Genomic DNA, 25,331 nt, shown 5'->3' with positions numbered 1-25,331 from the left:
TTGCCTGAACAACCGATAAGTTGTGAGCACTCGGCGCCGAGCGGCGCCTTCTCTTGAAAGGAGGTGATCCAGCCGCACCTTCCGATACGGCTACCTTGTTACGACTTCACCCCAGTCATGAATCTCACCGTGGTAAGCGCCCCCCCGAAGGTTAAGCTACCTACTTCTGGTGAAACCCACTCCCATGGTGTGACGGGCGGTGTGTACAAGACCCGGGAACGTATTCACCGCAGCATGCTGATCTGCGATTACTAGCGATTCCGACTTCACGCAGTCGAGTTGCAGACTGCGATCCGGACTACGATCGGCTTTAAGGGATTAGCTCCACCTCGCGGTTTGGCAACCCTCTGTACCGACCATTGTATGACGTGTGAAGCCCTACCCATAAGGGCCATGAGGACTTGACGTCATCCCCACCTTCCTCCGGTTTGTCACCGGCAGTCTCGCTAAAGTGCCCAACTCAATGCTGGCAATTAGCGACAAGGGTTGCGCTCGTTGCGGGACTTAACCCAACATCTCACGACACGAGCTGACGACAGCCATGCAGCACCTGTGTCCTGGCTCCCGAAGGCACTCCCTGATCTCTCAAGGATTCCAGGCATGTCAAGGGTAGGTAAGGTTTTTCGCGTTGCATCGAATTAATCCACATCATCCACCGCTTGTGCGGGTCCCCGTCAATTCCTTTGAGTTTTAACCTTGCGGCCGTACTCCCCAGGCGGTCGACTTCACGCGTTAGCTGCGTTACTCAGAAAGTTACCCTTCCGAACAACTAGTCGACATCGTTTAGGGCGTGGACTACCAGGGTATCTAATCCTGTTTGCTCCCCACGCTTTCGTGCATGAGCGTCAGTATCGGCCCAGGGGGCTGCCTTCGCCATCGGTGTTCCTCCACATATCTACGCATTTCACTGCTACACGTGGAATTCCACCCCCCTCTGCCGTACTCTAGCCGTGCAGTCACAAGCGCAGTTCCCAGGTTAAGCCCGGGGATTTCACACCTGTCTTACACAACCGCCTGCGCACGCTTTACGCCCAGTAATTCCGATTAACGCTCGCACCCTACGTATTACCGCGGCTGCTGGCACGTAGTTAGCCGGTGCTTCTTCTGACAGTACCGTCATCCGCCTCCCGTATTAGGAGAAGCGTTTTCTTTCCGTCTGAAAGAGCTTTACAACCCGAAGGCCTTCTTCACTCACGCGGCATGGCTGGATCAGGGTTGCCCCCATTGTCCAAAATTCCCCACTGCTGCCTCCCGTAGGAGTCTGGGCCGTGTCTCAGTCCCAGTGTGGCGGATCATCCTCTCAGACCCGCTACGGATCGTCGCCTTGGTAGGCCTTTACCCCACCAACTAGCTAATCCGACATCGGCCGCTCCAATCACGCGAGGTCTTGCGATCCCCCGCTTTCCCCCTCAGGGCGTATGCGGTATTAGCTACGCTTTCGCGTAGTTATCCCCCATGACTGGGTACGTTCCGATGCATTACTCACCCGTTCGCCACTCGCCGGCGGGCCGAAGCCCCCGCTGCCGTTCGACTTGCATGTGTAAAGCATGCCGCCAGCGTTCAATCTGAGCCAGGATCAAACTCTTAAGTTCAATCCAACAATGCACTCAAAGAAATCATTACTGACTTACATCTGAGCACTCAATGCTTGCAAAGCGCGGATTCCGAAGAACCCACTTGCGCCTGCCGCCACCGAGCACTCACACTTATCGGTTGTCCAATTTTTTAAAGAACCGCCGCCGAAGCAGCGAGAAAGAGATTCTGACAAACTTCACTGTCGCCGTCAAGCACCGCCGATATTTTATTTCTTCAACATCGACTGCATTCAACGCTCTTTCCCCTCTCCGCCGCCGCTGCGTTTCACCGCTGCGTCGCGAAGAGGGGCGGATTATATAGACCACAAGGTCGGCGTCAAGCCCCACGCCTGGTTTTCTTCATCGCTTGAGCGCATCGGCGACAAAACGCTCGAAATCATTCGCCGGAAGCGGCTTGCTGACGAGATAGCCCTGCAGATAGTCGCAACCGCGCTCACGCAGGAACGCGCGCTGGGCTTCCGTTTCGACGCCTTCGGCCGTCACCTTCAGTGCGAGGCTGTGGGCCATATTGATGATCGCCTCGACCAGCAGCCGGTCGTTGCGGTCTTCAGGGCAATCACGCACGAAGCTGCGATCGATCTTGACGCCGCCGACGGGGAATCGCTTGAGATACGAGAGCGACGAATAGCCTGTACCAAAATCGTCCAGCGAGTAGCCGATGCCGAACGCTCCGATTTCGCGCATGCGTGCCTCAGTGACATCGCTACTTTGCATGAGCACCGATTCGGTGATTTCAAGGACGAGCTCGAAGTCTCCATCCTGCCGGTCTTCGCACAGGCGCCCCACGAGCGGCAGCAGACCCGCTTCGCGGAACTGTACGCCCGAGACATTGACCGCGATGCGCAGCGCGGGCAGCCCAGCCTCGCGCCATTGTCGTGTCTGGCGGACCGCTTCTGTAAGCACCCACTCGCCGATGGCGACGATCAGGCCGGTGTCTTCCGCGATACCGATGAATTCGTTCGGCGGAACAAGGCCGCGCTGCGGATGACGCCAGCGAATGAGCGCCTCCGCGCCGGCGACCCGGCCGCCTTGAGCCTCGACGATCGGCTGGTAGTAGAGCACGAACTGTTGTTGAGCAATCGCTGCGCGCAGTTCCCCTTCCAACTGAACACGAGCTCGCGCCGCCTCCTGCATATCCTGTGCGTAGAACTGACAACGGTTCTTGCCCAACTGCTTGGACTGGTACATGGCAATGTCCGCATTGCGCAGCAGCGTCTGCACGTCGTCGCCGTCGTCCGGAAAGACCGTAATCCCAAGGCTCCCCGAGATGTAGCGGTTCGCTCCAGCAAGAACGAAGGGCTCACGAAGGACATTGAGCACCTTCTCCGCGACGGTCTGGAGACCATCTGCGTCGTCGATATCCTCGACCACCAGTGTGAACTCGTCGCCCCCCAGGCGCCCGACTGTATCTTGACTCCGGACACATCCTTGCAAGCGGCTTGCGACCTCGACGAGCATTTCGTCGCCGACGTCGTGCCCGAGGGTGTCGTTGATCCACTTGAAACCGTCGAGATCGAGGAATATCAGCCCGGCCTTGTGCCGGGTGCGCCGGCTGTGGGCGAGCGAACGCTCCAGCCGATCATGAAGCAGGTTGCGGTTTGCGAGCCCGGTGAGGGCGTCGAAGTTCGCCTGCCGCCAGATGACTTCCTCACGCTGCTTGCGACGCGTCATGTCGCTGAAGATCGACACGTATTTGATGAGTTTGCCATCGCTGTCGCGCACGGCCGAAATGGAGAGCCATTGGGGATAGATATCGCCGGACTTCCGCCGATTCCATATCTCGCCTTCCCAGCGCCCCACTCGCTCGAGCGTCGCCCAGAGGTTCTGGTAGAAGGCCTGATCGTGACGGCCGGACTTGAACATCGAGGGCATTTGCCCGACCACCTCTTCGGCCGAATAGCCGGTAATGGCCTGGAACGCAGGATTGACCGACGTGATCACGCCGTCGGCATTGGCCGTCATGATCCCCTGGCTCGATGCATCGAAGACGACCATCGCTTCCTGCATGCGCTCTTCCGCGAGCTTGCGCTCGGTGACATCCCGCACCAACGCGATGTAGCCGCCCGGTTGCCCGCTTCCTACGCTGAGCTGGCTCATCGAGGCGCTGAATTGGCGCGTGCCTGCGGGAACATCGAGACTGTATTCGAATTCCCGCCGCTGGCCGTCGCGCGCAATGCCCACAAGGGCGGCACGGATCTTGTCGATGACTTCGCCGGGCAGTGCGTCGCCATAAGGGCGCCCCAGGAAGTTCGGAATCGGCAGATAGAGCAGCGAGGGATCTGGAGAATGGCATTCCGTGATGCGACCACTTTCGTCGAGCACGAATAGTAGATCGGGGAGCGACCCGATTAACGCGGCGAGCTTCGACTCGCGGGCGGCCAGTTCGAGGGTGCGTTCGTCGACGAGACTCTCGAGACGATGCCGGTGCTCCCGCAGTTCGGCCATCTGCTTCGCAAGCCAGCCGATCAGAAAGCTGAACATGAGACCGAGAAAACTCTTGAGGACGAGATCCTCCCTATGCGCCCACCCATCGATCGGCGCCACGCTCATCGTCCATACACCGTTAGGCATGTTCAGTGCACGATCGACCGGATCGACGAGCGGCGTCTCGGACGACGCCGCGATCACCTGCTTCTGGCCGGTGTCCGGATGCACCCGCCAGAGCTCATACTGAAAGCCACGCTTCACGAGTTGCGGCAACTGGGCGCGAACAAGCACATTCGGGAAACGGATGAGAACGGTGACGAAGCCCCAGAAATGCGACCGCCCATATTCGTCGTCGAGATACACCGGGAGGCGACCGACAGCGCCAATACCACCTTGCATCAGGTTGAATGGCCCTGCCAAAGTCAGCTTGCCGGTATCCCGTGCAAGAAACGCCTCCTTTGTGCGAGCGGGATCGGCCAGAAGGTCGTGGCCGATCGCCTTAGCGTTCTCGACCAGCGGGACAACCTGCCGGATGACGCCACCCGGGGCGAGCTGAAGCGAGTCGGCGCCCGGGTAGTAGCGGAGCATCTCCGTCGCAACCGCTTCGAAGTTCGGCACGGCCCCGCGCCCCTGCCGCACGAGCGCGGCCAGCGCATAGGTTGCGGTGAGCCCGTGCTGGACCGCGTTCTCGACCTCGTGCGCCTTATCGCCAATGAGATCGGCGACCTCGGCGCGTCTAACATGGAGCGCCTCTCGCTCGGAATGCAGGACGTAGACCGCTGCCGCAAGGGCGGCAACGAGGAACGCGACAAGGCCCGCCGTACTCGGGCGCACGAAGAGGCGGCGGTAGAAATGTGGCGCATTCGCCATCTGAGTCAAGATCCTCCACAAGTCGTCGCGTGATCGAGAGCATGACATTGCCCCTCGATCGGGCGCGACCGCTGACTAGGCCATCCACCGAAAGTAATAGAATGCCTTTTGATTATATTGCCAAGTGGAGAATTGGCTTGGAAGCGAATTTCCCGCGCTGGTGAGCCTTTCTTCGTTCAGTCCAGACGCACAGCGGCGAACTTGCGCTTACCCACCTGCAGGATGACCTTCTGGCCGGTCGCAAGGATCAGGGCCTTGTCTTCGACGCGCTCGCCATTGAGCCGCACCGCACCCTGCTCGATCATCCGCATCGCTTCGGAGGTCGTCCCTGTCAGCCCCGCCTGTTTGATGACCTGGAACACCGGCAGCCCCGCCGCGCCGACGACCACGCTCACCTCCGGCATGTCGTCCGGCAGCACGCCGCGCTGGAACCGGGCCTCGAATTCGCTGAGCGCATCCTCGGCGGACCGCTGGTCGTGGAAGCGAGCGACGAGCTCCTGCGCAAGCAGCACCTTGATGTCGCGCGGATTGCGGCCGCCCTCCACTTCACGACGCAAGGCCGCGATTTCCGCGGTTGAACGGAAGGAGAGAAGCTCGTAATAGCGCCACATCAAATCATCCGAGATCGACATCACCTTGCCGAAAATTTCGCGCGCGGGCTCGGCGATGCCGATGTAGTTGCCGAGGGACTTGGACATCTTGTTCACGCCGTCGAGGCCTTCCAGCAGCGGCATCATCAGCACGCACTGCGGCGCCTGACCCTCATGCTTCTGCAACTCACGCCCCATCAGCAGATTGAATTTCTGATCCGTCCCGCCGAGCTCGACATCGGCTCGCATCGCCACCGAGTCGTAACCCTGACACAGCGGGTAGAGGAACTCGTGGATTGCGATCGGCTGGCCGCTCGCGTACCGCTTCGAAAAGTCGTCACGTTCCAGCATACGGGCAACCGTGTTGCGTGACGCCAGCCGGATCATACCGGCCGAGCCGAGGGCCTCCATCCAGCTGGAGTTGAAACAGATTTCGGTCCGATCGGGATCGAGAATCTTGAACACCTGCTCCTGGTAGGTCCGGGCGTTCTCCATGATCTGCTCGCGCGACAGTGGCGGCCGGGTCGCATTCTTTCCGGTCGGGTCACCGATCATGCCGGTGAAATCGCCGATCAGGAACAGGACCTGGTGACCGAGTTCCTGGAACTGCCGCAACTTGTTGATGAGCACCGTGTGACCGAGATGGAGGTCGGGAGCCGTCGGATCGAACCCCGCCTTCACCCGAAGCGGACGATTCGCCTTAAGCCGTTCGACCAGCTCCGCCTCGACCAGCAGCTCGTCGGCGCCACGCTTGATCAGCTCGAGGGCTCCCTGTACGTCAGTCATGCAACTCTCCATTTCGTTACGGTGCGGGCAAGTTTTTTTGATAAAATCCGGGAAGTTTTTTGCCCAAAATTCCCATGCAGTCGCGAAAAGTCAAGATTCTAGCCGAACTCAGGGCCCATCTCCCTCCCACCCGTCGCGGACTAGTGATGTCCGGAGTGGCAGCAACGTCGCTCCTCGGGGTCGTGGCCGCCACCGCGGTCGCGCCGGGAATGAGTTCGGCTCCGTTCGAGCCCGAAACAGTGGTCGAACAGCTCGGCTCGGTCAAGGCCGAGATTCAGGACGCAAGCGACCTGCCGTTCGTCTTTCACGAGCGGATCCTGCCGGGCGATACCATTCAGACGATCTTCAAGCGAATCGGCGCGAACGACCCGGAAGCGGTCGACGCGCTGAATCAGCCTGCGGGACTCGCTGCGCAACGGCAACTTCGCGCCGGCCGCTCGCTGCTCGCCGTGGTCCATCGCGACGGGCGTATCGCATCGCTGAGCCTCCCGCTATCCGGAACCGACAACCGGTTTACGATCGAGCGCACGGACGCGGGCATCCGCGCGAGCAGCTCCGAGGCGGAAGCCGCCGAAACCCACGTCGAAATGCGCAACGGCGAAATCCGCCAGACCCTGTTCGGCGCGACGGACGCCGCCGGCATTCCCGACAGCATCGCGACCAAGCTTGCCGAGATCTTCGGCACGGAAATCGACTTCAGCAGCGACCTGCGGCGCGGCGACCGCTTCAGTGTCGTCTATGAAGCAATCTACGATCGCGGCATCTCGGTAAGAACGGGTCGCATCCTGGCTGCCGAATTCGTCAATCAAGGCAAGAGCCATACGGTGCTCCTGCATCGGGACAGCGACGGCGCCGACGCCTATTACACGCCGGACGGACGCGGCCTGAACCAGGCCTTCCTGCGCTACCCGCTCGAGTTCTCCCGCATTTCGTCAAACTTCGGCGGGCGCGTCCATCCGATCCTGAACACTTGGCGGGCGCACACGGGCACGGACTTTGCCGCAGCCTCCGGCACTCCGGTCAAGGCGGCATCGAATGGCGTCGTGGAATTCGTCGGTACGCAACGCGGCTACGGCAACATCATCGTGCTGCAGCACCGCGACCACTACGAGTCGGCATACGGGCATCTGAGTGCGTTCGTGAGCGGACTGCGCAAGGGGGCGCGGATTCGCCAGGGCGACGTGATCGGATACGTCGGCTCGACGGGATGGGCGACCGGACCGCACCTGCACTACGAGATCCGGCTCAACGGTGTACCGAACGACCCGATGAAGATTGCACTGCCAACCGCGCATCCGCTCGACAAACAGTCACTGGTGACGTTCAAGCGTGACACCCAGTCGCTCGTCGATCGGCTCGCACTTCTGAACCATACCGCTGTGGCGCGCGCGGACTGAGCGCCCACCACCGGTTAGAGGCCAAACAAAAGGGGATGCCAAGCATCCCCTTTTTGTTGCGCAAAGGCGCTGATTCAGGCGGAGAACGACGATCCGCAACCGCAGGTGCTCGTCGCGTTCGGATTGCGAATCACGAACTGCGAACCTTCGAGACCGTCGGTGAAGTCGATCTCGGCGCCCGCCAGGTACTGGTAGCTCATCGAGTCGACCAGCAGCGTCACGCCGTTCTTCTCGAGCGCCGTGTCGTCGTCGTTCACTTCTTCGTCGAAGGTGAATCCGTACTGGAAGCCCGAGCAGCCGCCGCCACTGACGAAGACGCGCAGCTTCAGTTCGGGATTGCCTTCTTCTTCGATCAGTTCCTTGACCTTCGCGGCCGCGCTGTCGGTAAAGACCAGGAAGTCGGAGGTTTCAACTGCGGTGTTCATAATTTGTCCTCATTTGGGGGCACTGCCACATGATGCGACAGACTGGGCCGTTTCGTCAAAATGAGAGTTATCAGCGACGAAATGGTTCCATCAGGGGCTAACCGGAACGATATCCAGGCCGAGCGACTCTTCCAGGCCGAACATGATGTTCATGTTCTGCACTGCCTGGCCCGCCGCGCCCTTGACGAGATTGTCGATGACCGACAGCACGACCACGACGTCCCCGCCCTGCGGCCGATGCACCGCAATCCGGCACAGGTTGCTCGCGCGGACCGAGCGGGTCTCGGGATGGGAGCCTGCCGGGAGAACATCGACAAACGGCTCGTTGCGGTAGCGCTCCTCGAACAGTACCTGCAGGTCGATGTCCCGCGTCAGCTTCCCGTAAAGGGTAGCGTGGATGCCGCGAATCATCGGGGTGAGATGCGGCACGAAGGTCAGACCGACCGACTTGCCCGCCATGCCGACGAGCCCTTGCCGGATCTCGGGAAGATGGCGATGTCCAGGCACCCCGTAAGCCTTGAAGCTGTCCGCCGCTTCAGCGAAGAGCGTATGGACTTCAGCTTTGCGGCCTGCCCCGGAAACACCCGACTTTGCGTCGGCAACCAGGTGCGTGACGTCGATCGCGCCCGCTTCGAGCAATGGCAGGAAGCCGAGTTGGACGGCCGTCGGATAGCAGCCCGGATTGGCGAGCACACGGGCACTGCGAATCTGTTCGCGATTGCGTTCGGGCAAGCCGTAGACTGCTTCGGCAACCAGCGACGGCGCGGCGTGCTGCATACCGTACCACTTCTCCCATTCCGCGATGTCGCGGATGCGGAAGTCGGCGGCGAGGTCTATCACACGCACGCCGGCAGCGACGAGCTCCGCTGCCTGCTGCATCGCGATGCCGTTGGGTGTGGCAAAGAACACCACGTCACATTCGGCCAGTCGCGCCTCGGCGGGCGTGACGAAGCATAGATCGACGCGGCCACGCAGGCTCGGGAACATGTTCGAGACCGGCATACCGGCATCGCCGCGCGACGTGATCGCGTGCAATTTCACACCCGGATGCAGCGCCAACAGCCTAAGGAGTTCGACTCCCGTGTAACCCGTACCACCAACGACGCCAACCTTGATCATGCTTTCTCCTTTCGAGGGGCCCGACATCAGTCCCTGGACTGCGAATTATCGCATTCGTACTCCGCAACGAAGCAGACGGAAATGAAAAAAGCCGCCTCGCGGGCGGCTTTTGTGCAGCGGATACCGAAGTATCAGCGCTTCGAGAACTGCTTGCGGCGACGCGCCTTACGGAAGCCGACCTTCTTACGCTCGACTTCGCGGGCATCGCGGGTGACGAAACCGGCCTTGCGCAGCGGCGACTTCAGCTCGGCATCGTATTCGATCAGCGCGCGGGTGATGCCGTGACGAACGGCACCGGCTTGACCCGACTCGCCACCACCGGTGACGTTCACCAGGATGTCGAAACGACCTTCGGTCTCGGTCAGCACCAGCGGCTGACGCACGATCATGCGACCGGTTTCGCGCGAAAAGAATTCGTCGACGGGCTTGCCGTTGACGACGATGTTGCCGGTGCCCGGCTTCATGAACACACGGGCGACCGCAGTCTTGCGGCGGCCAGTGCCGTAGTTGTAGCTAACAGCCATTGACGGGCTCCTGTCAGATCTCGAGAACTTGGGGCTGCTGAGCGGCGTGCGGGTGCTGTGCACCTGCATAGCACTTCAGCTTCTTCAGCATGGCGTAACCGAGCGGCCCCTTCGGCAGCATGCCCTTCACCGCCTTCTCGAGCACACGCTCGGGGAAACGCTGCTGCAGCTTGGTGAAGTTGGTTTCGTAGATGCCGCCCGGGAAACCGGTGTGACGATAGTACTTCTTGTCCTGCGCCTTGTTACCGGTCACGCGCAGCTTTTCGACGTTGACGACGACGATGAAGTCGCCCGTATCAACGTGGGGGGTATAGATAGGCTTGTGCTTGCCACGCAGACGGCGGGCAACCTCGGCGGCGACCCGGCCAAGCACCTTGTCCGCCGCGTCGACAACAAACCAGTCGCGCTTGACTTCGTGCGGCTTGGCAGAAAACGTTTTCATTCGAATCCTCGATCTTGTCCGGCCTGGGGCAAAGGCCAATAAACGGAAAGCGCGTGATGTTAATGGAAACGGCACCCCAAAGTCAAACCCGGGGAATCAGGAACCGATCCAGGCAAAAAAAAACGCAGTCCTCTCGGGACTGCGTTAAATCCACACCAAAGGAGGAGGGTGGAGGAGACACTGCATGGATCGAGAGGCGTCATCGATCCGACTGGTGCCCATTATCCGGACGGTTCGCGGACAGGGCAAGTTCTTTTTGTGCGTCGCACTATAAATGTTTTAATTCCAAGATAAGCAATGCTTATTAACTTTCACTGTCTTGATTTCAATCAATTTTTTATGGCCTGCCGCTCCCCCTCTTCCTTCGTCAGTCCTGTATAAGACCACCTATTTCGACTGTCATGCTGCATTGCAGCATACGGCACCGCACGGAACACGCAGTTTCCTGTCGCGGTCGCACAACGGCTATCTATTAGAATGCGAGCAGCTGGCCGAATGCGAACGGCCGAATCTGCAGACAACGGAGTCGATATGGAATGCACGATCAAGTGGGTCGACGGGATGACCTTCATGGCGGAAACGGGCACCGGTCACCTGGTGACGATGGACGGTGCGCCGGAAGCCGGTGGCCGCAATCTCGCACCGCGCCCGATGGAGCTGATGCTCGCCGGGGCGGGCGGTTGCACGGCGTTTGACGTGGTGCTGATCCTCAAGCGGGGACGTCAGGACGTGCGCAATTGCGAGGTGAAGCTCATCGCCGAGCGCGCGGAGACGGATCCGAAAGTCTTCACCCGGATCGGATTTCACTACACGGTGCATGGCAAGGGGCTGAAGCCGGAAGCGGTGGAGCGCGCGATCCATCTTTCGGCCGAAAAATATTGTTCCGCTTCGATCATGCTGGCGAAGACGGCGGAACTGACCCACGAGTGGACGATCGTCGAGGTCGAATAAGGGGTTGTTCCAGCAAAGGGCGCCGCAGCGCTAGGGCGCCCGCCTCCCGCGCATGTTTACAGACGGTAGGCCGTGACCGTCATGACGCGGGACATCAGCTTCATGAGCTGCTTGGCGGGAGCGGGAAGTTCATGCGCGCCGAGGCCGACGGCCGTTTCGGCATGGCGTGCCTCGTCGATCTTCATCTGCCCGACGATTTCCCGCGACTTTGCGTCGTCCGCCGGCAGCCGAGCGAGGTGTCCGCTCAGGTGATCTTCGACCTGGCGCTCGGTTTCGGCGAGGAAGCCCAGATTCCAGCGGTCGCCGAGCTTGCCGGCGAGCATGCCCAGTGCGAATGAACTGCCATACCAGATTGGGTTGAGCAGGCTCTTGCGACCGCCGAGTTCGGCGATGCGTTGCTCGGTCCAGGCAAGGTGCTCGGTCTCTTCGTTGGATGCCTGCTCGAGTTCGCGCCGTATGACCGGATCGCGCGACATCACGGCCTGCCCCTGATAGAGCGCCTGCGCACAGATCTCGCCGCAATGATTCACGCGCATCAGTGCGGCCGCGTGCCGACGCTCCTCGTCGGTCAGCGCAGGCTCGGGGAGGTCGTCACCGGGCACGGGCCGAATACTACGAGCCGGCGCAAAGACTGTTCTCAGAGCCTTGTCGAATCCGATGATCAGGTGGTCGAGCATAAGTGGCCTCTCTTCGTGTCTCTCAGGTTCCGCCGTGGGTCATATTGCTCTTGCCCGAAGCGGCATTGCGCAGGCGTTGCAGGACTTCGTCGCGGTCGCGCGGCGGCACGGGACCATCGCAGAAGTAGTCCTGGGCCAATGCAGCCCGCGTGCGGTTGTAGGCCGTGTTGGTGATCGGCTGCCATTGCGAGCCCCGTGCGGGGGACCACTCGCCGCCGTCCCGGCCCGTCGCGTAGATACGCCATTCCGCCGTTGCACAGCGGATTCCCTCGAAGGTGACGTTGCGCCCGCCGGCGGGGGTGCGGACCATCAGGACATAGCGGACGACGCTGTCCTGACCGACCGAAATGCTGCTCTCGTCGATCATGAACTTGTTGGGCGATGCGCTGCTGACGAAGAATTCGCGCAACGCGGCCTCGTTCGGGGCAGCGGGCAAGGTCCACTCGCCCTCTGTCCAGTTCTTGTCGGCATCGTTGAATAGTCCCGCCATCGACGGCCCCGAAAGCAGCGCGAGGGCCACGAGGCCCCCGCGCAGGATTGATTGCGGCGAAGTCAAATTCGCAAGTCTCCACACAAGGATTGCCGGATCGCTTCCGCGACCGGAGACACGGTAACACTGTAGGCCGGGTGATCAACACCGGCCGCGAGCGGCGCCCCGGCACGGAGAGCTGAGATCATGCTGCGGCCGAGCTCGAAGCGCAGGAAGTGCACCGCGGACGTCTTGTCGTCATTGTCCCGCTCAAGGTCTTCGTCCGCAATCGCAAATACGGGAGGAAAACCTTCGACGCGGATCCAGATGCGGTCTTCGATGCCGATGAGGTGAGCGAGCCGTTGACGGCGTTGCTGTTCATCGGGGTACTCGATCATCGCGGTGGCCTTCCAGTTGTGGCCGTCCGGCACCAGGGGATTGTAGGCGTCGAGTTCATCCTGGATGCCGGCTTCTTCGAAGATCCGCTCGATGCGCAGCATCTCCTGGATCTGGTAGCGGATGGTGAGTTCGTCTTCGAACAGCAGTATCAGGTGTTCGCCGAGCGGAAGCATGCGGTTGCGCTTGTGATCGATGACGTTGCGGCGGAAGGCGCCACGCTGCCGCGCGTACTCCTCCAGACTCATCAGGCTGTCGCGGGAGATGGAGTTCATCGGATTGCCTCCTTACAAACCGTAGGCGCGACGCAACAAGGTCAGGGGATGCGCCTTTTCCGCGTTGGACTCCGTCCCGGCGTCGCGGATGCCCTGCATGATGTGGCGGGCGGCGATGGGGCAATCGGAGCTGATGTAGTCGGCGACGACCTGGGCCATCTGGCGGAAAACCGGGCGGCCGATCCGCATCGATTGCTCGAAATACTCCTGCTTGACGCCCCAGGTGCCGTCGTGGCCGGAGCAGCGTTCAATCGTCGTGACCTCCGTGCCCGGAATGAGTTCGAGCAGTTCGCGCGTCTTCTGTCCGATGTTCTGTACCCGTCCATGGCAAGGGATGTGGTACGCGACCTTACCCAACGGGGCCTTGAAGTCGGTGTTGAGCAGGCCGTCGCGATAGCGCAGCGCGAAATACTCGAAGGGGTCGAATATCGCGTCGGCGACGAGCCGTACGTCGGCATCCTCGGGGAAGAGCAGTGGCAGTTCCTGCTTGAACATCAGCGCGCAGGACGGAATCGCGGCAAGGATCGCGTAGCCGGCATGCGCGAGCTCCGCGAGCACTGGAATGTTGAGGTCCTTCAGCCGCTCGACGCCTTCGAGGTCGCCGAGTTCGAGGCGCGGCATGCCGCAACAGGCTTCCTGCGGAGCGAGCACGGTCGGGATCGCGTTGTGGGCGAGGATCGCGACCAAGTCGTGACCGATCCCGGGTTCGTTGTAGTTGATATAGCAGGTCGCAAAAATCGCGACCTTGCCAGGCGTACGCTCCCCGTCACGCACCTCTCCCTCCTCGCTTGTCGCTGCCGTCGAGCGGAAGCGGCGCGGTGCATAGGGGGGGAGCTCGCGGCGCTTGTCGACGCCGAGCATCGACTGCAGTGCCGTGCGTAGCGCCGGATTGCGATTGGCGGCATTGACCGTTTGCGCGACGACGGGAATGGCTGCGAGTTTTCCGAGCGCATCGGTGCTCGTCAGGATGCGGTCGCGCAGGCGCACGTCACCTTTGCGGAACTTCGCGGCCTTTGCACGCAGCATCAGGTGCGGGAAGTCGACGTTCCATTCATGCGGCGGCACATAGGGACACTTGGTCATGAAGCACAGGTCGCACAGGTAGCATTGATCGACGACCTTCATGAAATCACGCTTGTCGACGCCGTCGACTTCGCCGGTCGGACCGTTGTCGACGAGGTCGAACAGGGTCGGGAAGGCGTTGCACAGGTTCACGCAGCGCCGGCATCCGTGGCAGATACCGAAGACGCGTTCGAGCTCGCGCTTGAGCGACGCGTCGTCGTAGTAATCGGCCTCGCGCCATGCGACGGGGTGGCGCCGTGGGGCTTCGAGACTGCCTTCGCGAGTCGACATGATCGCCCTCCTCTCGCGATGCGAGCCGGAAAACCGACCGGGCAGGACCGCCCGGCCCAGACGGGACGAGGCCGCTCAGTCCTGCAAGGCGTCGAGTGCCTTCTGGAAGCGGTTGGCGTGCGAACGCTCGGCCTTCGCCAAGGTTTCGAACCAATCGGCGATTTCCTCGAAGCCTTCTTCGCGCGCAACCCGCGCCATGCCGGGGTACATGTCGGTGTACTCGTGGGTCTCGCCGGCGATGGCCGCAGCGAGATTGGCGCGCGTCTTGCCGATGGGCAGGCCGGTCGCCGGATCACCGCTGACTTCGAGGTATTCGAGATGACCGTGCGCATGGCCGGTCTCGCCTTCGGCAGTCGATCTGAAGACGGCGGCGACGTCGTTCTGGCCCTCGACGTCGGCCTTTGCGGCAAAGTACAGGTAGCGTCGGTTGGCCTGGGATTCGCCGGCAAATGCGGCCTTCAGGTTACTTTCGGTTTTGGATCCTTTGAGTTGCATCGCTGCTCTCCTCGCAGAAGTTGGATGGAGAATCCCCGACCTCAGCCGGGGATATCTCAAACATAGAAGGCGTTTTCGCCAAAGGGCAATTGAACGCCCCTATGTCCCTTATCGGACGAGCCTATGCCCCATCTCCGCCCCACTGCGGCGGCAGCGCGCCTTCACGCGGCGATGGCGGCTTCGATCTCGGCAAAGGTCCGCGCGATTTCGGTGCTGAGCGGCTGGGGTTCGCCGAGTTGGCGCGCGATCTGCGACAGAGAGAAGATGCCGCGGATGATGCCCCGTCCGCCTTCGAGCCGATCCAGCACCAGCGCGTGCTGGCGTCCGGAACGCCGCAAGGTCGCGACGACATGGCCGACGTCGGCGCGCATGACTTCGCCGAGCTCCACCGCCTCGGTCCTTTCCAGCGGAGTCATGACGTTCGCGACAGTCAGTTCACCGGGGGGGATGCCGTGTTCGCGGGCCGTATGCACGGGACGCTCGCCGAGCAGATCGGCGACGGTGATCACACCCCGGACCTGATGCCGCGAATCCGTCACGAGCAGCAGGCGAACGCCGCGCAGCATCATCGCGCGGTTGGCTTCGGCCAGCGGGGTTTCGGCGGATATTGTTGCTGCCGGGATGCGGGTCAGGTCGGTCATCACCTCGACGGCCGGGGAATGCTGCGAAACCTTGGTAGTGCTATCGGTGTGCGCCACTTCGCAGTACAGGCCGGCGAGGCTCGCCTGCGGAAGCGGATCGAATTCCCGGTTCATATGCACCTCCCTTTGAGGACCACGGACGATGGGGCGACGGAACAGGAATGCGGCTCTTGCGACTGCCGTGGCCAGACCACGCCCCGCGAGCGGGCGTCCGATCCGGGCGCCCGTGCCAAACCCACACGGCACCGCAGGTTGACCGCCATGACGCAGACGAGTTCAGAAGCGGGGCAACGGAGGCGGCCGGCGAGCGATGCCGACGCCAAAAAGAAATTCGCCGTACTGCATACCCGGAGGCATGCAATACGGCGAATGGTCGGACCTCAGGACTCCGGGGTTTCGACGCCGGCCCGGTAGGCCTCGGGGAGATCCTGCGGACTCACCCGGAAGAGGTTGCGTGCCAATTCAAGCAGGGCCAGTTGATACACCTTGCGCTTGAATTCGATCACCGCGTCAAGCGGCACCCAGTAGTCGCTCCAACGCCAGGCATCGAACTCGGGGTGATTGCTGGCACGCAGGCAGACGTCGGAATCGCGACCGACCAGCCGGAGCAGGAACCAGATCTGTTTCTGCCCTCGATAGGTGTTGCGCCATTCGCGTTTGATCCAGTGTTTCGGAACGTCATACCGCAGCCAGCCACGCGTACGAGCGAGAATCTTCACGTGCTCGGGGCGCAGCCCCACTTCCTCGAACAGTTCGCGGAACATCGCCTGCTCGGGTGTTTCACCGTGCTTGATGCCCCCTTGCGGGAACTGCCACGAATGCTCGCGGATTCGCTTGCCCCAGAATACCTCGTTACGCGCGTTCACCAGAACGATGCCGACGTTCGGGCGATAGCCTTCACGGTCGAGCATGATTGAACCTTCAATTCAAGAATTGGACAGATTTTTTCACACTTGCCATGCATTGGAAAGGCGGCGCCCTAAGCCCCGCTGCGCGTACCCGAGCGCATCGGTAAAGGATAAAATGTTACGTTTGCCCGATCGACTCACCGCGGACCCACTATGCGCGCCAGCCAGTACTTCATTTCGACCCTCAAGGAAGCCCCCTCCGACGCCGAGATCACCAGCCAGAAACTGATGCTGCGCGCCGGCTTCATCCGCAAGGTTGCGGCCGGCATCTACAGCTACCTGCCGATGGGGCTGCGCGTGATCCGCAAGGTGGAGAACATCGTGCGCGAGGAGATGAACCGCGCCGGCGCGCTCGAACTGACGATGCCGATGGTGCAGCCGGCCGAGCTGTGGGCCGAGACCGGCCGCTGGGAGAAGATGGGCGACGAGATGCTGCGCTTCAAGGATCGCCATGAGCGCGACTTTGCGCTGCAGCCGACCTCGGAAGAAGTCGTCACCGACATCGCACGCCAGGAGCTGAAGAGCTATCGCCAGCTGCCGAAGAACTTCTACCAGATCCAGACGAAGTTCCGCGACGAGCGCCGGCCGCGTTTCGGCGTGATGCGCGGGCGCGAGTTCACGATGAAGGACGCTTACTCCTTCGACCGTGACGTCGAGGCCGCGGGTCGCACGTACGACGCGATGTATGCCGCGTACTGCCGCATCTTCGACCGCCTGGGCTTGACCTACCGGGCCGTCGCGGCGGATACCGGCGCGATCGGCGGCGACCGCTCGCACGAGTTCCAGGTGATCGCCGACACGGGCGAGGACGCGATCGTCTACTGCCCGGATTCCGACTACGCGGCGAATATCGAACTTGCCGAGGCGCTGCCGCTGCTCGCTTCGCGTGCCGCACCGACGAAGGCGCTCGAAAAGACTTTGACTCCGGGCAAGACGACCTGCGCGAGCGTCGCCGAGCTGCTGGGCGTGCCGCTCGCGACGAACGTCAAGTCGCTAGTGCTCGCAACCGACGACGAGGACGACAAGGGCCAGCCGAAGGGCATCACCGTTTGGCTGCTGCTCGTGCGCGCCGACCACGAACTGAACGAGGTGAAAGCGAGCAAAGTCGAGGGCCTGAAGGCCGGTTTCCGCTTCGCGACCGAAGCCGAGATCGACGAGCACTTCGGCTGCAAGCCCGGCTACCTCGGCCCGATCGGCCTGAAGAAGCCGGTGAAGATCGTCGCCGACCGCACCGTCGCCAACATGGCGGATTTCATTTGCGGCGCGAATGAGGAGGACTTCCACTTCACCGGTGCGAACTGGGGCCGCGACCTGCCCGAACCGGATCTCGTCGTCGACCTGCGCAACGTCATCGAGGGCGATGCGAGCCCGGACGGCAAGGGCAAGCTCGCGATCCAGCGCGGCATCGAAGTCGGCCACGTGTTCTACCTCGGCAACAAGTATTCGAAGTCGATGAACGCGACCTTCCTCGATGTGGACGGCAAACCGAAGCACTTCGAGATGGGCTGCTACGGGATTGGCGTGACGCGCATCCTCGGCGCGGCGATCGAGCAGAACAACGACGCTCGCGGCATCATCTGGCCGGACGCGCTCGCCCCCTTCCGCATCGTCGTCTGCCCGGTGGGCTGGGGCAAGTCGGAAGCGGTGCGCGAGGAGGCGCTGAAGCTGTACGAGGGTCTGATCGCCGCGGGCGTCGATGCGATTCTCGACGATCGCGACGAGCGGCCGGGCGTCATGCTCGCCGACTGGGAGCTGATCGGCGTGCCGCACCGCGTCGTGATCGGCGACCGCGGTCTGAAGGAAGGCGTGGCCGAATACCAGGGCCGGCGTGATGCCGAGGCGACCAAGGTGCCGGTGGCCGAACTCGCCGCCTTCGTCGCCGCGAAGCTGCAGACGGCGTAAGGCTCGGCTATAACGACACGGATGACGTCGAGCCGCCGGATCCTGTCAGGTGCCTTGTCGCGCGCGCTTCTGGCGATGGCGCTCGCGGCAACGGCTATGCTCGCCCATGCCGGCAACCAGCTCTATGAGCCGCTGGCGGCGAGCGTACGTGCAGCCTTGCACGCCGCGGTGAGCGACATGCGCGCGCCTGAGCTGCTGATCGCCGATCCCGTGGAGCGGGCGCGCTGGCTCGGAGAGATGTCGCGGCGGCTCGAGCGGCGCATTCCCGACCGCGCCTATCGCGAGGATCTGCTGGTCTCGGTGCACTACGAGGCCACTCGCGCCGGACTGGATCCACAATTGGTCCTCGGCCTCGTCGAAGTCGAAAGTGCCTTCCGCAAGTATGCGGTGTCGAGCGCCGGCGCGCGGGGCTTCATGCAGGTGATGCCGTTCTGGACGAAGCTGATCGGCCAGCCGGACGACAACCTGTTCAACCTGCGGACCAACCTGCGCTACGGCTGCACGATCCTGCGCCACTATCTGGATATCGAACGCGGCGATTTGTATCGCGCGCTCGGCCGCTACAACGGCAGCCTCGGCAAACCTGAATATCCGAACATGGTGCGGACGGCCTGGGAAAGACGCTGGGCCTACCAATCGCTGAAGTTCGCCTCGGACGACGGGCGCACCCACAGGAACTGAACGCATCCGCCGCCGTCACGAAAGCTGGAGTCTGAATGGAACACCGACTGTATCGCCGCCGCTCGATCGCCATTTCGTTTCGCGTCTACGACGACGAGACAGGGCAATTCATCGGGCGGATCGGGGATATCAGCAAGGGCGGGCTGCTCGTCTATGGGCCGAGTAGGCTGCCGGTCGACCGCCTCTACCGCCTGCGCATCGACCTGCCCGACGATCATGGGAATCCGCGCAGCGTCAAGCTGATCGCGAAATCGATGTGGTCCGGACGAGATACCAATCCGGAGCTGTTCAGCACCGGTTTCCGGCTGTTCGAACTGGAGAAGCCCGACAACAGTGCCGCCCTGCAGGCACTGTTGTCGCGCTTCACGGTCGCCTTCGACGAAGACGACGACCATTGAGCCCGGCGGACCGGGCAGCCAAACCTCAGCTGCCGACCGCGACCTTGATCGGCGACTCTTCGCGCACCACCGAGCGCATCGGCTCCTTGCCGGCACCGCCCTGCGACGCGGCGATCGACTGCACGTCGCCGGAGATCTCGCCGCCCTCTTCGATCAGGATCTTGCCGTAGCGGATCTTGCCGCTGACACGACCCGTCGAATGAATCACGAGTTGGCTGCGCGCGGTCAGTTCGCCGTCGAAACGGCCATGCACCTCGGCGACGTCGATACCGACAGTACCCGAGAAGGCCCCGTTCTCGGCGATGCGGATCACGCGGCTATCCATCGTCGCCTCCACCCGCCCTTCCACGACCAGCGTGTCGCAGTCGAGGATTTCGGCGCCGCGCAGCTTGACGTTCGGTCCGACGATCAAGCGGCTGCCCGTTTCCTGGCGCTCGGCGTCGGTCGTCTCGGTGCTCGTCGTTACGGTCGAGGCTTCGGTCGAACCGCTGGCAGCAGCCGGGGTCGTATCGGAAGCGGGGCGTGTCGTGTCCGTCAGCCCGCGCGCGAGGCTGGACGCCTGTGCGCTCGATGTACCTGCCGATGTGCCCGCCACTCCGGGGCCGGAACCACGCGTATTCTGGCCTTCTGCAACCTTGGGAAACAGTGCGGGTTTGTTGAACATGGTCTCTCCTTGATTCGTTGGATGCTCGTTTCGGACGGTTTACGTCCCCAAGACCATGGCAAGAGCCGCACCATGCCGCGCACGTGACTGATTTACTTGACTTTTTCATGATTGATCTCGAAACCACATGAAGAAGTTTGCGCAGATATGTCGCCGTCCGACGACGCATACAACAGACCAGAACCCCAAATCGCTGATTTACTTATATTTCTATACGTCGCTCTAGACCGACAAGACCTCCTACTGAAACATGGCCTTGCATTTCCTTACCGCGATCGGTCGGACGCGCCCCGTACACTTCCCCTAAACGCGCCACGCATGCAGCGATGACGAATCGGTGGAAGCCGATCCGCTGCTGCCGCGTCGGGGACACAGGACGGGGTATCGCCCCGACCATCAGCCATCAGAGATATCCGGCACGAGAACAAGTCCGCCGCAAGAGCGGGTCGCTTGAGCCCCAACACGGTGAATGCAGTATGAAAGCCCACCCACACCGCGCGGCCACGCCCGTTTCACCCACAGCGTCATTGGCGCGCGGCAGATCCCGCATCCTGCTTATCGATGACGACCCTGGTCTGCTGCGTCTGCTTTCGAAGCGGCTGCGCGAGCATGGCTACGAGATCGACACCGCCGCTAGCGCCGAAGAAGCCTTGGCCCGTCTGGCGACCGAGCGCTTCGATCTCGTGATCAGCGACGTGCGCCTGCCCGGGTCCGACGGCCTCGTGCTGTTCAGCGAGATCCGCCGCAGCTTCCCAGCGCTGCCCGTGATCCTGCTGACCGGCCACGGCACAATCGAGGACGCCGTGGAGGCGACCTCGCGAGGCGTCTTCGCCTATGTCACCAAGCCCTTCGACAGCCGCATGCTCTTGTCCCGGATCGAACAGGCGCTGCAGATGAGCGGCCCCTCCCCGGACGACGCCCCGCAACGGCGCGACACGAGCTGGTGTGAGGAGATCATCAGCCACAGCAGCCGCATGCGGTCGATGCTGGACGAGGCGCAGTTGGTGGCGGCGTCGGACGCGAGCATCCTGATCCAGGGCGAGAGCGGCACCGGAAAGGAGTTGCTCGCTCGTGCCATCCATCGGGCAAGCCCGCGCGCCGATGCGCCCTTCGTCGCGATCAACTGCGGCGCGATCCCGGAAAACCTGCTCGAATCCGAATTGTTCGGCCACGCCCGGGGCGCCTTCACGGGGGCGGCCACGGCGCACACGGGACTCTTCGTCGCGGCGAACGGCGGCACGCTGTTCCTCGACGAGATCGGCGACATGCCGCTTGCCTTGCAGGTGAAGCTGCTGCGGGTGCTACAGGAGCGTGCGGTGCGCCCGGTGGGATCGACGCGTGCGGAAAAGATCGACGTGCGCATCATCTCGGCGACGCACCGCGACCTGGAGGCGGCACGGGAAGCCGGACTCTTCCGCGAGGATCTCTTCTATCGCCTGAACGTCGTCAGCCTGTCGCTACCGACCTTGGAGGAGCGGCGCGAGGACATCCCCTTGCTGGCGAGCCTCTTCCTGCAGAATCTGGCGCGCAAGTACCACAAGCGCCTGCATGGCTTCGCGCCCGACGCGCTGCAGGCGCTCGCGAGTGCCGCGTGGCCCGGCAACGTTCGTCAGCTGCAGAACGTCGTCGAGCAGGCCTGCGCGCTCGCGACGACGCCGCTGATTCCGCTGACGCTGGTCGAGCGCGCCTTGCGCGGGACAGCACACGAGCGGCTGAGCTATGCGGAGGCGCGGCAGCGCTTCGAGCGCGATTACCTGATCCGGATCCTGAAGCTCACGGACGGCAACGTCTCCGATGCGGCACGCCTCGCGGACCGCAACCGCACGGAGTTCTATCGCCTGCTACAGCGCCATGCGCTGACACCGGGGCTGTTCCGTGGGAGCTACCGCCCGACGCAACACGGGCGAAGGAAGACGGACCGCTGACGGCCTCGCCGCGGAGCAGAGAGGCTTCCGCTCAGGCGACCCGATCGGGGGGAGTGCGTCCGTCGAAGAAGGCGTCGAGGTTCTGCATCGCACGCAGGCCCATGCCGACTCGCGTTTCCTCGGTGGCGCTGCCCAGATGCGGCAGCAGCACGACGTTCGGAAGCGCCAGCAGGTCTTCGTTCACGTGCGGCTCGGCTTCATAGACGTCGAGACCGGCGCCAGCGATGATGCCGTTGGTCAGCGCCCAGGCGAGCGCCGCCTCGTCGACAACGTCGCCTCGTGCCGTGTTGATGAGGAAGGCGTGGCGCTGCATGTGCGCGAGACGCTCGCGGTTGATCAGGTGGCGATTGGTGACGCCGCCCGGGCAATGCAGCGAGACGAAATCGGCGCGGGCGAGCACCTCTTCGACCGAATGGCAGGCGCGGGCATCGAGCCCTTCGAGCTCGCTCGCCGGCACCGGGCTGCGGTTGAAGTACAGCACCTGCATACCGAAGCCGAACTGGGCGCGGCGCGCGACGGCCCGGCCGATGCGGCCCATGCCGATGAGGCCGAGGATCTTGCCTGAGACGCGCGAGCCGACGAGATGCGTCGGCCGCCAGCCGGACCACGCGCCGGCGCGCACTTCGCGCTCGCCCTCTCCGGCGCGACGGGCGATCATCAGCATCAGCGTCAGCGCGAGGTCGGCGGTGCAGTCGGTCAGCACATCCGGGGTGTTGGTGACGACAATGCCGCGGGCCGTGGCGGCCGCGACATCGATGTGGTTGAAGCCGACCCCGTAATTGACGAGCACTTTCGCGCGCGGCGCGTCGACGGCGAGCACCTCGGCATCGATGCGGTCGCTGACGGTGGTGAGCACCGCATCGGCGCTCATCAGCGCGTCGCGCAGCTCGGCGGGCGAAAGCGGATGGTCGTCCTCGTTCACGACCACCTCGTAGCGCTCGGCCAAGCGCTGCTCCACGGCAGCGGGCCAGCGGCGCGTCAATACGATGCGGGGTCTGCTCATGCGATGGCCTCCCGGTTGCCGGCGCCCGTCAGGCGGTGCCACCGACGGTCAGCCCATCGATGCGCAGCGTCGGCTGGCCGACGCCGACCGGCACGCTCTGCCCGTCCTTGCCGCAGGTGCCGACCCCCGGGTCGAGGGCCATGTCGTTACCGATCATCGCGACCCGCGTCAGCGCGTCCGGGCCGTTGCCGATCAGGGTGGCGCCCTTCACCGGGCGGGTGACCTTGCCGTCTTCGATCAGATAGGCCTCGGCGGTCGAGAACACGAACTTGCCGGACGTGATATCGACCTGGCCACCGCCGAAGTTCGCCGCGTAGAGGCCCTTCTTCACCGACTTGATGATCTCTTCGGGGGCCTTGTCGCCGTTCAGCATATAGGTGTTGGTCATGCGCGGCAGCGGCAGGTGGGCGAAGGATTCGCGGCGGCCGTTGCCGGTCGGCTTCACGCCCATCAGGCGCGCGTTCATCGTGTCCTGCATGTAGCCGGTAAGGATGCCGTCCTCGATCAGCACGGTGCGTTCGGTCGGGTTGCCTTCGTCGTCGACGGTGAGCGAACCGCGGCGATCCGGCAGCGTGCCGTCGTCGACGACGGTGACGCCCTTCGCGGCGACCTGCTGGCCGATGCGGCCCGAGAAGGCGGAACTCCCCTTGCGGTTGAAGTCGCCTTCGAGGCCGTGACCGATCGCCTCATGCAGCAGGATGCCGGGCCAGCCCGGCCCGAGCACAACGGTCATCGTCCCGGCGGGCGCAGGGCTGGCGTCGAGATTGACGCGCGCCTGGTGAACAGCCGCACGCGCGTATTCGCGCAGGCGCTCGTCGTCGAAATAGGTGTAGTCGTAGCGGCCGCCGCCACCGCCGCTGCCCTGTTCGCGCCGGCCCTTGTCTTCCATGATCACGGTGACCGACACACGCACGAGCGGACGCACGTCGGCCGCCATGTGTCCGTCGCTGCGGGCCACGAGCACGACTTCCCAGGTGCCAGCGATGTGTGCCATCACCTGCGAGACGCGCGAATCCTCGGCGCGGGCGAAGCCTTCGAGGCGTTCGAGGAGCTTGACCTTGGCGGTGTCGTCGAGCGAGGCAAGCGGGTCGTCGCCGCGGTACAGCGGCACGATGTTCGAATAGGGGGCGATGGCGACGCGGCTCTGCTTGCCGGCCTCCGCAATCGCGCGGGTCGCTTCGGCGGCGGCGACAAGCGCCGGCATCGCGATGTCGTCGGAGTAGGCGAAAGCCGTCTTCTCGCCGCTGATCGCCCGCACGCCGACACCCTGCTCGATGTTGAAGCTGCCCGACTTGACGATGCCTTCCTCGAGGCTCCAGCCCTCGGAACGCTGATACTGGAAGTACAGGTCGGCGTAATCGAGGCGGTGCCGCATCAGCTTGCCGAACACCTTCTCGAGTTCGGCGCCACCGAGTCCGTAGGGATTGAGGAGGAAGCGGTCGGCAACCTGGAGGAGGTTCTGTTGTTGGGTCATGATCATTCCAGTATGGGGTCTGGCCAGTTGGACAGCCCACGAGCAAATTAGGTCGGGCGTGAATCGCAAATCGCCGTAATGGCGATCCGCGGGCACGGCATCAATCGGTTCCGAGACAGCGGTGGCGCAGCGCCGGCAGGCTCTCGCGCACGGACGCGATGCGGTCCGGTTCGAGGTCGGCCAAGACCACGCCCGGGCCCTCGTCGCGGCACGCGAGCACCTGCCCCCACGGGTCGGCAATCAGCGTGTGGCCCCAGGTGACGCGTCCGCTGGGGTGGCGCCCGCCCTGCGCCGGTGCCATCACGTAGCACTGGTTTTCGATCGCGCGGGCGCGCAACAGCACTTCCCAGTGATCGCGCCCGGTCGTGTAGGTGAAAGCAGCAGGAAGGATGATCAGGTTCACCGGCCCCATCGCGCGGAAGAGCTCCGGGAAGCGCAGGTCGTAGCAGACGGACAGGCCGACGCGTCCGCAAGGGCCGTCGAAGGTCACGACCTCGCGGCCGGCCTCGATCGTCGCCGCCTCGTCGTAGCGCTCGACGCCCTTCTGGAAACCGAAGAGGTGGATCTTGTCGTAGCGCGCGGCCCGTTCGCCGCGCGGATCGAACACCAGGGTGCTGTTGCGTACCTTGGCGCCGTCGGTGGCGACCATCGGGATCGTTCCGCCGACGAGCCAAATGCCATGACGCCGGGCGGTGTCGGAGAGGAAATCCTGTAGCGGGCCTTTGCCCTCCGGCTCGCGAATCGCGACCTTGACGGTTTCGTCGGCGGTGATCAGCGGGAAGTACTCGGGCAGGGCGACGAGCTTCGCACCGGCGACCGCGGCCTCGGCAATCAGCTCGCCGGCCACACGGAGATTCTCGGCCACGTCGGGGCCGGAAACGGTTTGCACCGCGGCGATCCGGACCGGCGATGACGGCGAATGCGAAGCAGACTGGCTCACGCGG

The 25,331-nt window shown here is 63.2% G+C and carries 23 protein-coding genes and 1 rRNA gene; 6 read left to right on the top strand and 18 right to left on the bottom strand.

Features of this window, described 5'->3' with window-relative positions; genetic code table 11:
- Positions 1 to 56: 56 nt before the first annotated feature.
- The 3 genes from AZKH_RS05260 to tyrS all read right to left on the bottom strand — a co-directional run bounded on the left by AZKH_RS05260 (position 57) and on the right by tyrS (position 6,268).
- Positions 57 to 1,592 (bottom strand): 16S ribosomal RNA (locus tag AZKH_RS05260).
- 342 nt (positions 1,593 to 1,934) lie between these two features.
- On the bottom strand, positions 1,935 to 4,892 hold the full coding sequence (locus AZKH_RS05255) for an EAL domain-containing protein (protein ID WP_015434706.1): 2,958 nt from the start codon (positions 4,890 to 4,892) through the stop codon (positions 1,935 to 1,937).
- A 176-nt stretch (positions 4,893 to 5,068) separates the two neighbouring features.
- Positions 5,069 to 6,268, bottom strand: a complete 1,200-nt coding sequence (gene tyrS / locus AZKH_RS05250; RefSeq protein WP_041655943.1) for a tyrosine--tRNA ligase — start codon at positions 6,266 to 6,268, stop codon at positions 5,069 to 5,071.
- Between the two features lie 146 nt (positions 6,269 to 6,414).
- Between tyrS and AZKH_RS05245 the strand changes: the two genes are divergently transcribed.
- Positions 6,415 to 7,665: a M23 family metallopeptidase gene (locus tag AZKH_RS05245; RefSeq protein WP_369795088.1), complete on the top strand. Its 1,251-nt coding sequence runs from the start codon at positions 6,415 to 6,417 to the stop codon at positions 7,663 to 7,665.
- Positions 7,666 to 7,739: 74 nt separating this feature from the next.
- Here AZKH_RS05245 and erpA read toward each other — a convergent pair whose 3' ends face one another.
- The 4 genes from erpA to rplM form a co-directional block, all read right to left on the bottom strand.
- The gene (gene erpA, locus AZKH_RS05240) at positions 7,740 to 8,090 is read right to left on the bottom strand and encodes an iron-sulfur cluster insertion protein ErpA (RefSeq protein ID WP_015434703.1); all 351 of its coding nucleotides are present in this window, start codon (positions 8,088 to 8,090) and stop codon (positions 7,740 to 7,742) included.
- Between the two features lie 90 nt (positions 8,091 to 8,180).
- Complete coding sequence (gene argC / locus AZKH_RS05235; RefSeq protein WP_041655939.1) at positions 8,181 to 9,209, bottom strand: N-acetyl-gamma-glutamyl-phosphate reductase; 1,029 nt, start codon at positions 9,207 to 9,209, stop codon at positions 8,181 to 8,183.
- Between the two features lie 131 nt (positions 9,210 to 9,340).
- Positions 9,341 to 9,733 carry a 30S ribosomal protein S9 gene (rpsI, locus tag AZKH_RS05230; RefSeq protein ID WP_015434701.1) on the bottom strand — a complete coding sequence of 131 codons (393 nt, stop codon included), beginning with the start codon at positions 9,731 to 9,733 and terminating at the stop codon, positions 9,341 to 9,343.
- Positions 9,734 to 9,746: 13 nt separating this feature from the next.
- Entirely contained in the window at positions 9,747 to 10,175 is a 429-nt protein-coding gene (gene rplM / locus AZKH_RS05225) for a 50S ribosomal protein L13 (RefSeq protein ID WP_015434700.1), read from the bottom strand.
- A 531-nt stretch (positions 10,176 to 10,706) separates the two neighbouring features.
- Here rplM and AZKH_RS05220 point away from each other — a divergent pair.
- Entirely contained in the window at positions 10,707 to 11,126 is a 420-nt protein-coding gene (locus tag AZKH_RS05220; protein WP_041655938.1) for an OsmC family protein, read from the top strand.
- A 56-nt stretch (positions 11,127 to 11,182) separates the two neighbouring features.
- Here the strand turns inward: AZKH_RS05220 and coq7 are convergent, their stop codons facing one another.
- The 7 genes from coq7 to AZKH_RS05185 all read right to left on the bottom strand — a co-directional run bounded on the left by coq7 (position 11,183) and on the right by AZKH_RS05185 (position 16,343).
- Complete coding sequence (coq7, locus tag AZKH_RS05215) at positions 11,183 to 11,803, bottom strand: 2-polyprenyl-3-methyl-6-methoxy-1,4-benzoquinone monooxygenase (protein WP_015434698.1); 621 nt, start codon at positions 11,801 to 11,803, stop codon at positions 11,183 to 11,185.
- Between the two features lie 22 nt (positions 11,804 to 11,825).
- Positions 11,826 to 12,359 carry a CNP1-like family protein gene (locus tag AZKH_RS05210; RefSeq protein WP_015434697.1) on the bottom strand — a complete coding sequence of 178 codons (534 nt, stop codon included), beginning with the start codon at positions 12,357 to 12,359 and terminating at the stop codon, positions 11,826 to 11,828.
- Entirely contained in the window at positions 12,356 to 12,943 is a 588-nt protein-coding gene (locus AZKH_RS05205; RefSeq protein ID WP_015434696.1) for a DUF3501 family protein, read from the bottom strand. The genes AZKH_RS05210 and AZKH_RS05205 overlap by 4 nt, the downstream gene beginning before the upstream one ends.
- A gap of 12 nt (positions 12,944 to 12,955) precedes the next feature.
- Positions 12,956 to 14,296 carry a heterodisulfide reductase-related iron-sulfur binding cluster gene (locus AZKH_RS05200; protein WP_015434695.1) on the bottom strand — a complete coding sequence of 447 codons (1,341 nt, stop codon included), beginning with the start codon at positions 14,294 to 14,296 and terminating at the stop codon, positions 12,956 to 12,958.
- 75 nt (positions 14,297 to 14,371) lie between these two features.
- Entirely contained in the window at positions 14,372 to 14,791 is a 420-nt protein-coding gene (locus tag AZKH_RS05195) for a rubrerythrin family protein (RefSeq protein ID WP_015434694.1), read from the bottom strand.
- 161 nt (positions 14,792 to 14,952) lie between these two features.
- The gene (locus tag AZKH_RS05190) at positions 14,953 to 15,546 is read right to left on the bottom strand and encodes a CBS domain-containing protein (protein WP_015434693.1); all 594 of its coding nucleotides are present in this window, start codon (positions 15,544 to 15,546) and stop codon (positions 14,953 to 14,955) included.
- A 266-nt stretch (positions 15,547 to 15,812) separates the two neighbouring features.
- A complete protein-coding gene (locus tag AZKH_RS05185) occupies positions 15,813 to 16,343 on the bottom strand; it encodes an RNA pyrophosphohydrolase (protein WP_015434692.1) in 531 nt (176 codons plus the stop codon).
- A gap of 150 nt (positions 16,344 to 16,493) precedes the next feature.
- Between AZKH_RS05185 and AZKH_RS05180 the strand changes: the two genes are divergently transcribed.
- From AZKH_RS05180 to AZKH_RS05170, 3 genes are read left to right on the top strand one after another with little or no spacing between them, the layout of a single operon-like run.
- Positions 16,494 to 18,242, top strand: a complete 1,749-nt coding sequence (locus AZKH_RS05180) for a proline--tRNA ligase (protein WP_015434691.1) — start codon at positions 16,494 to 16,496, stop codon at positions 18,240 to 18,242.
- A gap of 21 nt (positions 18,243 to 18,263) precedes the next feature.
- Positions 18,264 to 18,923 carry a lytic transglycosylase domain-containing protein gene (locus AZKH_RS05175; protein WP_015434690.1) on the top strand — a complete coding sequence of 220 codons (660 nt, stop codon included), beginning with the start codon at positions 18,264 to 18,266 and terminating at the stop codon, positions 18,921 to 18,923.
- 35 nt (positions 18,924 to 18,958) lie between these two features.
- Complete coding sequence (locus tag AZKH_RS05170) at positions 18,959 to 19,321, top strand: PilZ domain-containing protein (protein WP_015434689.1); 363 nt, start codon at positions 18,959 to 18,961, stop codon at positions 19,319 to 19,321.
- Positions 19,322 to 19,346: 25 nt separating this feature from the next.
- Here AZKH_RS05170 and AZKH_RS05165 read toward each other — a convergent pair whose 3' ends face one another.
- Entirely contained in the window at positions 19,347 to 19,985 is a 639-nt protein-coding gene (locus AZKH_RS05165; protein WP_015434688.1) for a polymer-forming cytoskeletal protein, read from the bottom strand.
- Positions 19,986 to 20,461: 476 nt separating this feature from the next.
- Between AZKH_RS05165 and AZKH_RS05160 the strand changes: the two genes are divergently transcribed.
- On the top strand, positions 20,462 to 21,910 hold the full coding sequence (locus tag AZKH_RS05160) for a sigma 54-interacting transcriptional regulator (protein WP_051071645.1): 1,449 nt from the start codon (positions 20,462 to 20,464) through the stop codon (positions 21,908 to 21,910).
- 31 nt (positions 21,911 to 21,941) lie between these two features.
- Here AZKH_RS05160 and AZKH_RS05155 read toward each other — a convergent pair whose 3' ends face one another.
- The 3 genes from AZKH_RS05155 to AZKH_RS05145 form a co-directional block, all read right to left on the bottom strand.
- Entirely contained in the window at positions 21,942 to 22,913 is a 972-nt protein-coding gene (locus tag AZKH_RS05155) for a D-glycerate dehydrogenase (protein WP_015434686.1), read from the bottom strand.
- Between the two features lie 28 nt (positions 22,914 to 22,941).
- Positions 22,942 to 24,387 (bottom strand): metalloprotease TldD, encoded by a 1,446-nt coding sequence (gene tldD, locus AZKH_RS05150; RefSeq protein WP_015434685.1) that lies wholly within the window; start codon positions 24,385 to 24,387, stop codon positions 22,942 to 22,944.
- Positions 24,388 to 24,487: 100 nt separating this feature from the next.
- Entirely contained in the window at positions 24,488 to 25,327 is an 840-nt protein-coding gene (locus AZKH_RS05145; RefSeq protein ID WP_015434684.1) for a carbon-nitrogen hydrolase family protein, read from the bottom strand.
- Positions 25,328 to 25,331 lie beyond the last annotated feature (4 nt).

Origin of the sequence: Azoarcus sp. KH32C (genome assembly GCF_000349945.1) — a bacterium.
In the GTDB taxonomy this organism is placed as follows: Bacteria; Pseudomonadota; Gammaproteobacteria; order Burkholderiales; family Rhodocyclaceae; genus Aromatoleum.
This window is presented reverse-complemented; position numbering and strand designations above follow the sequence as displayed.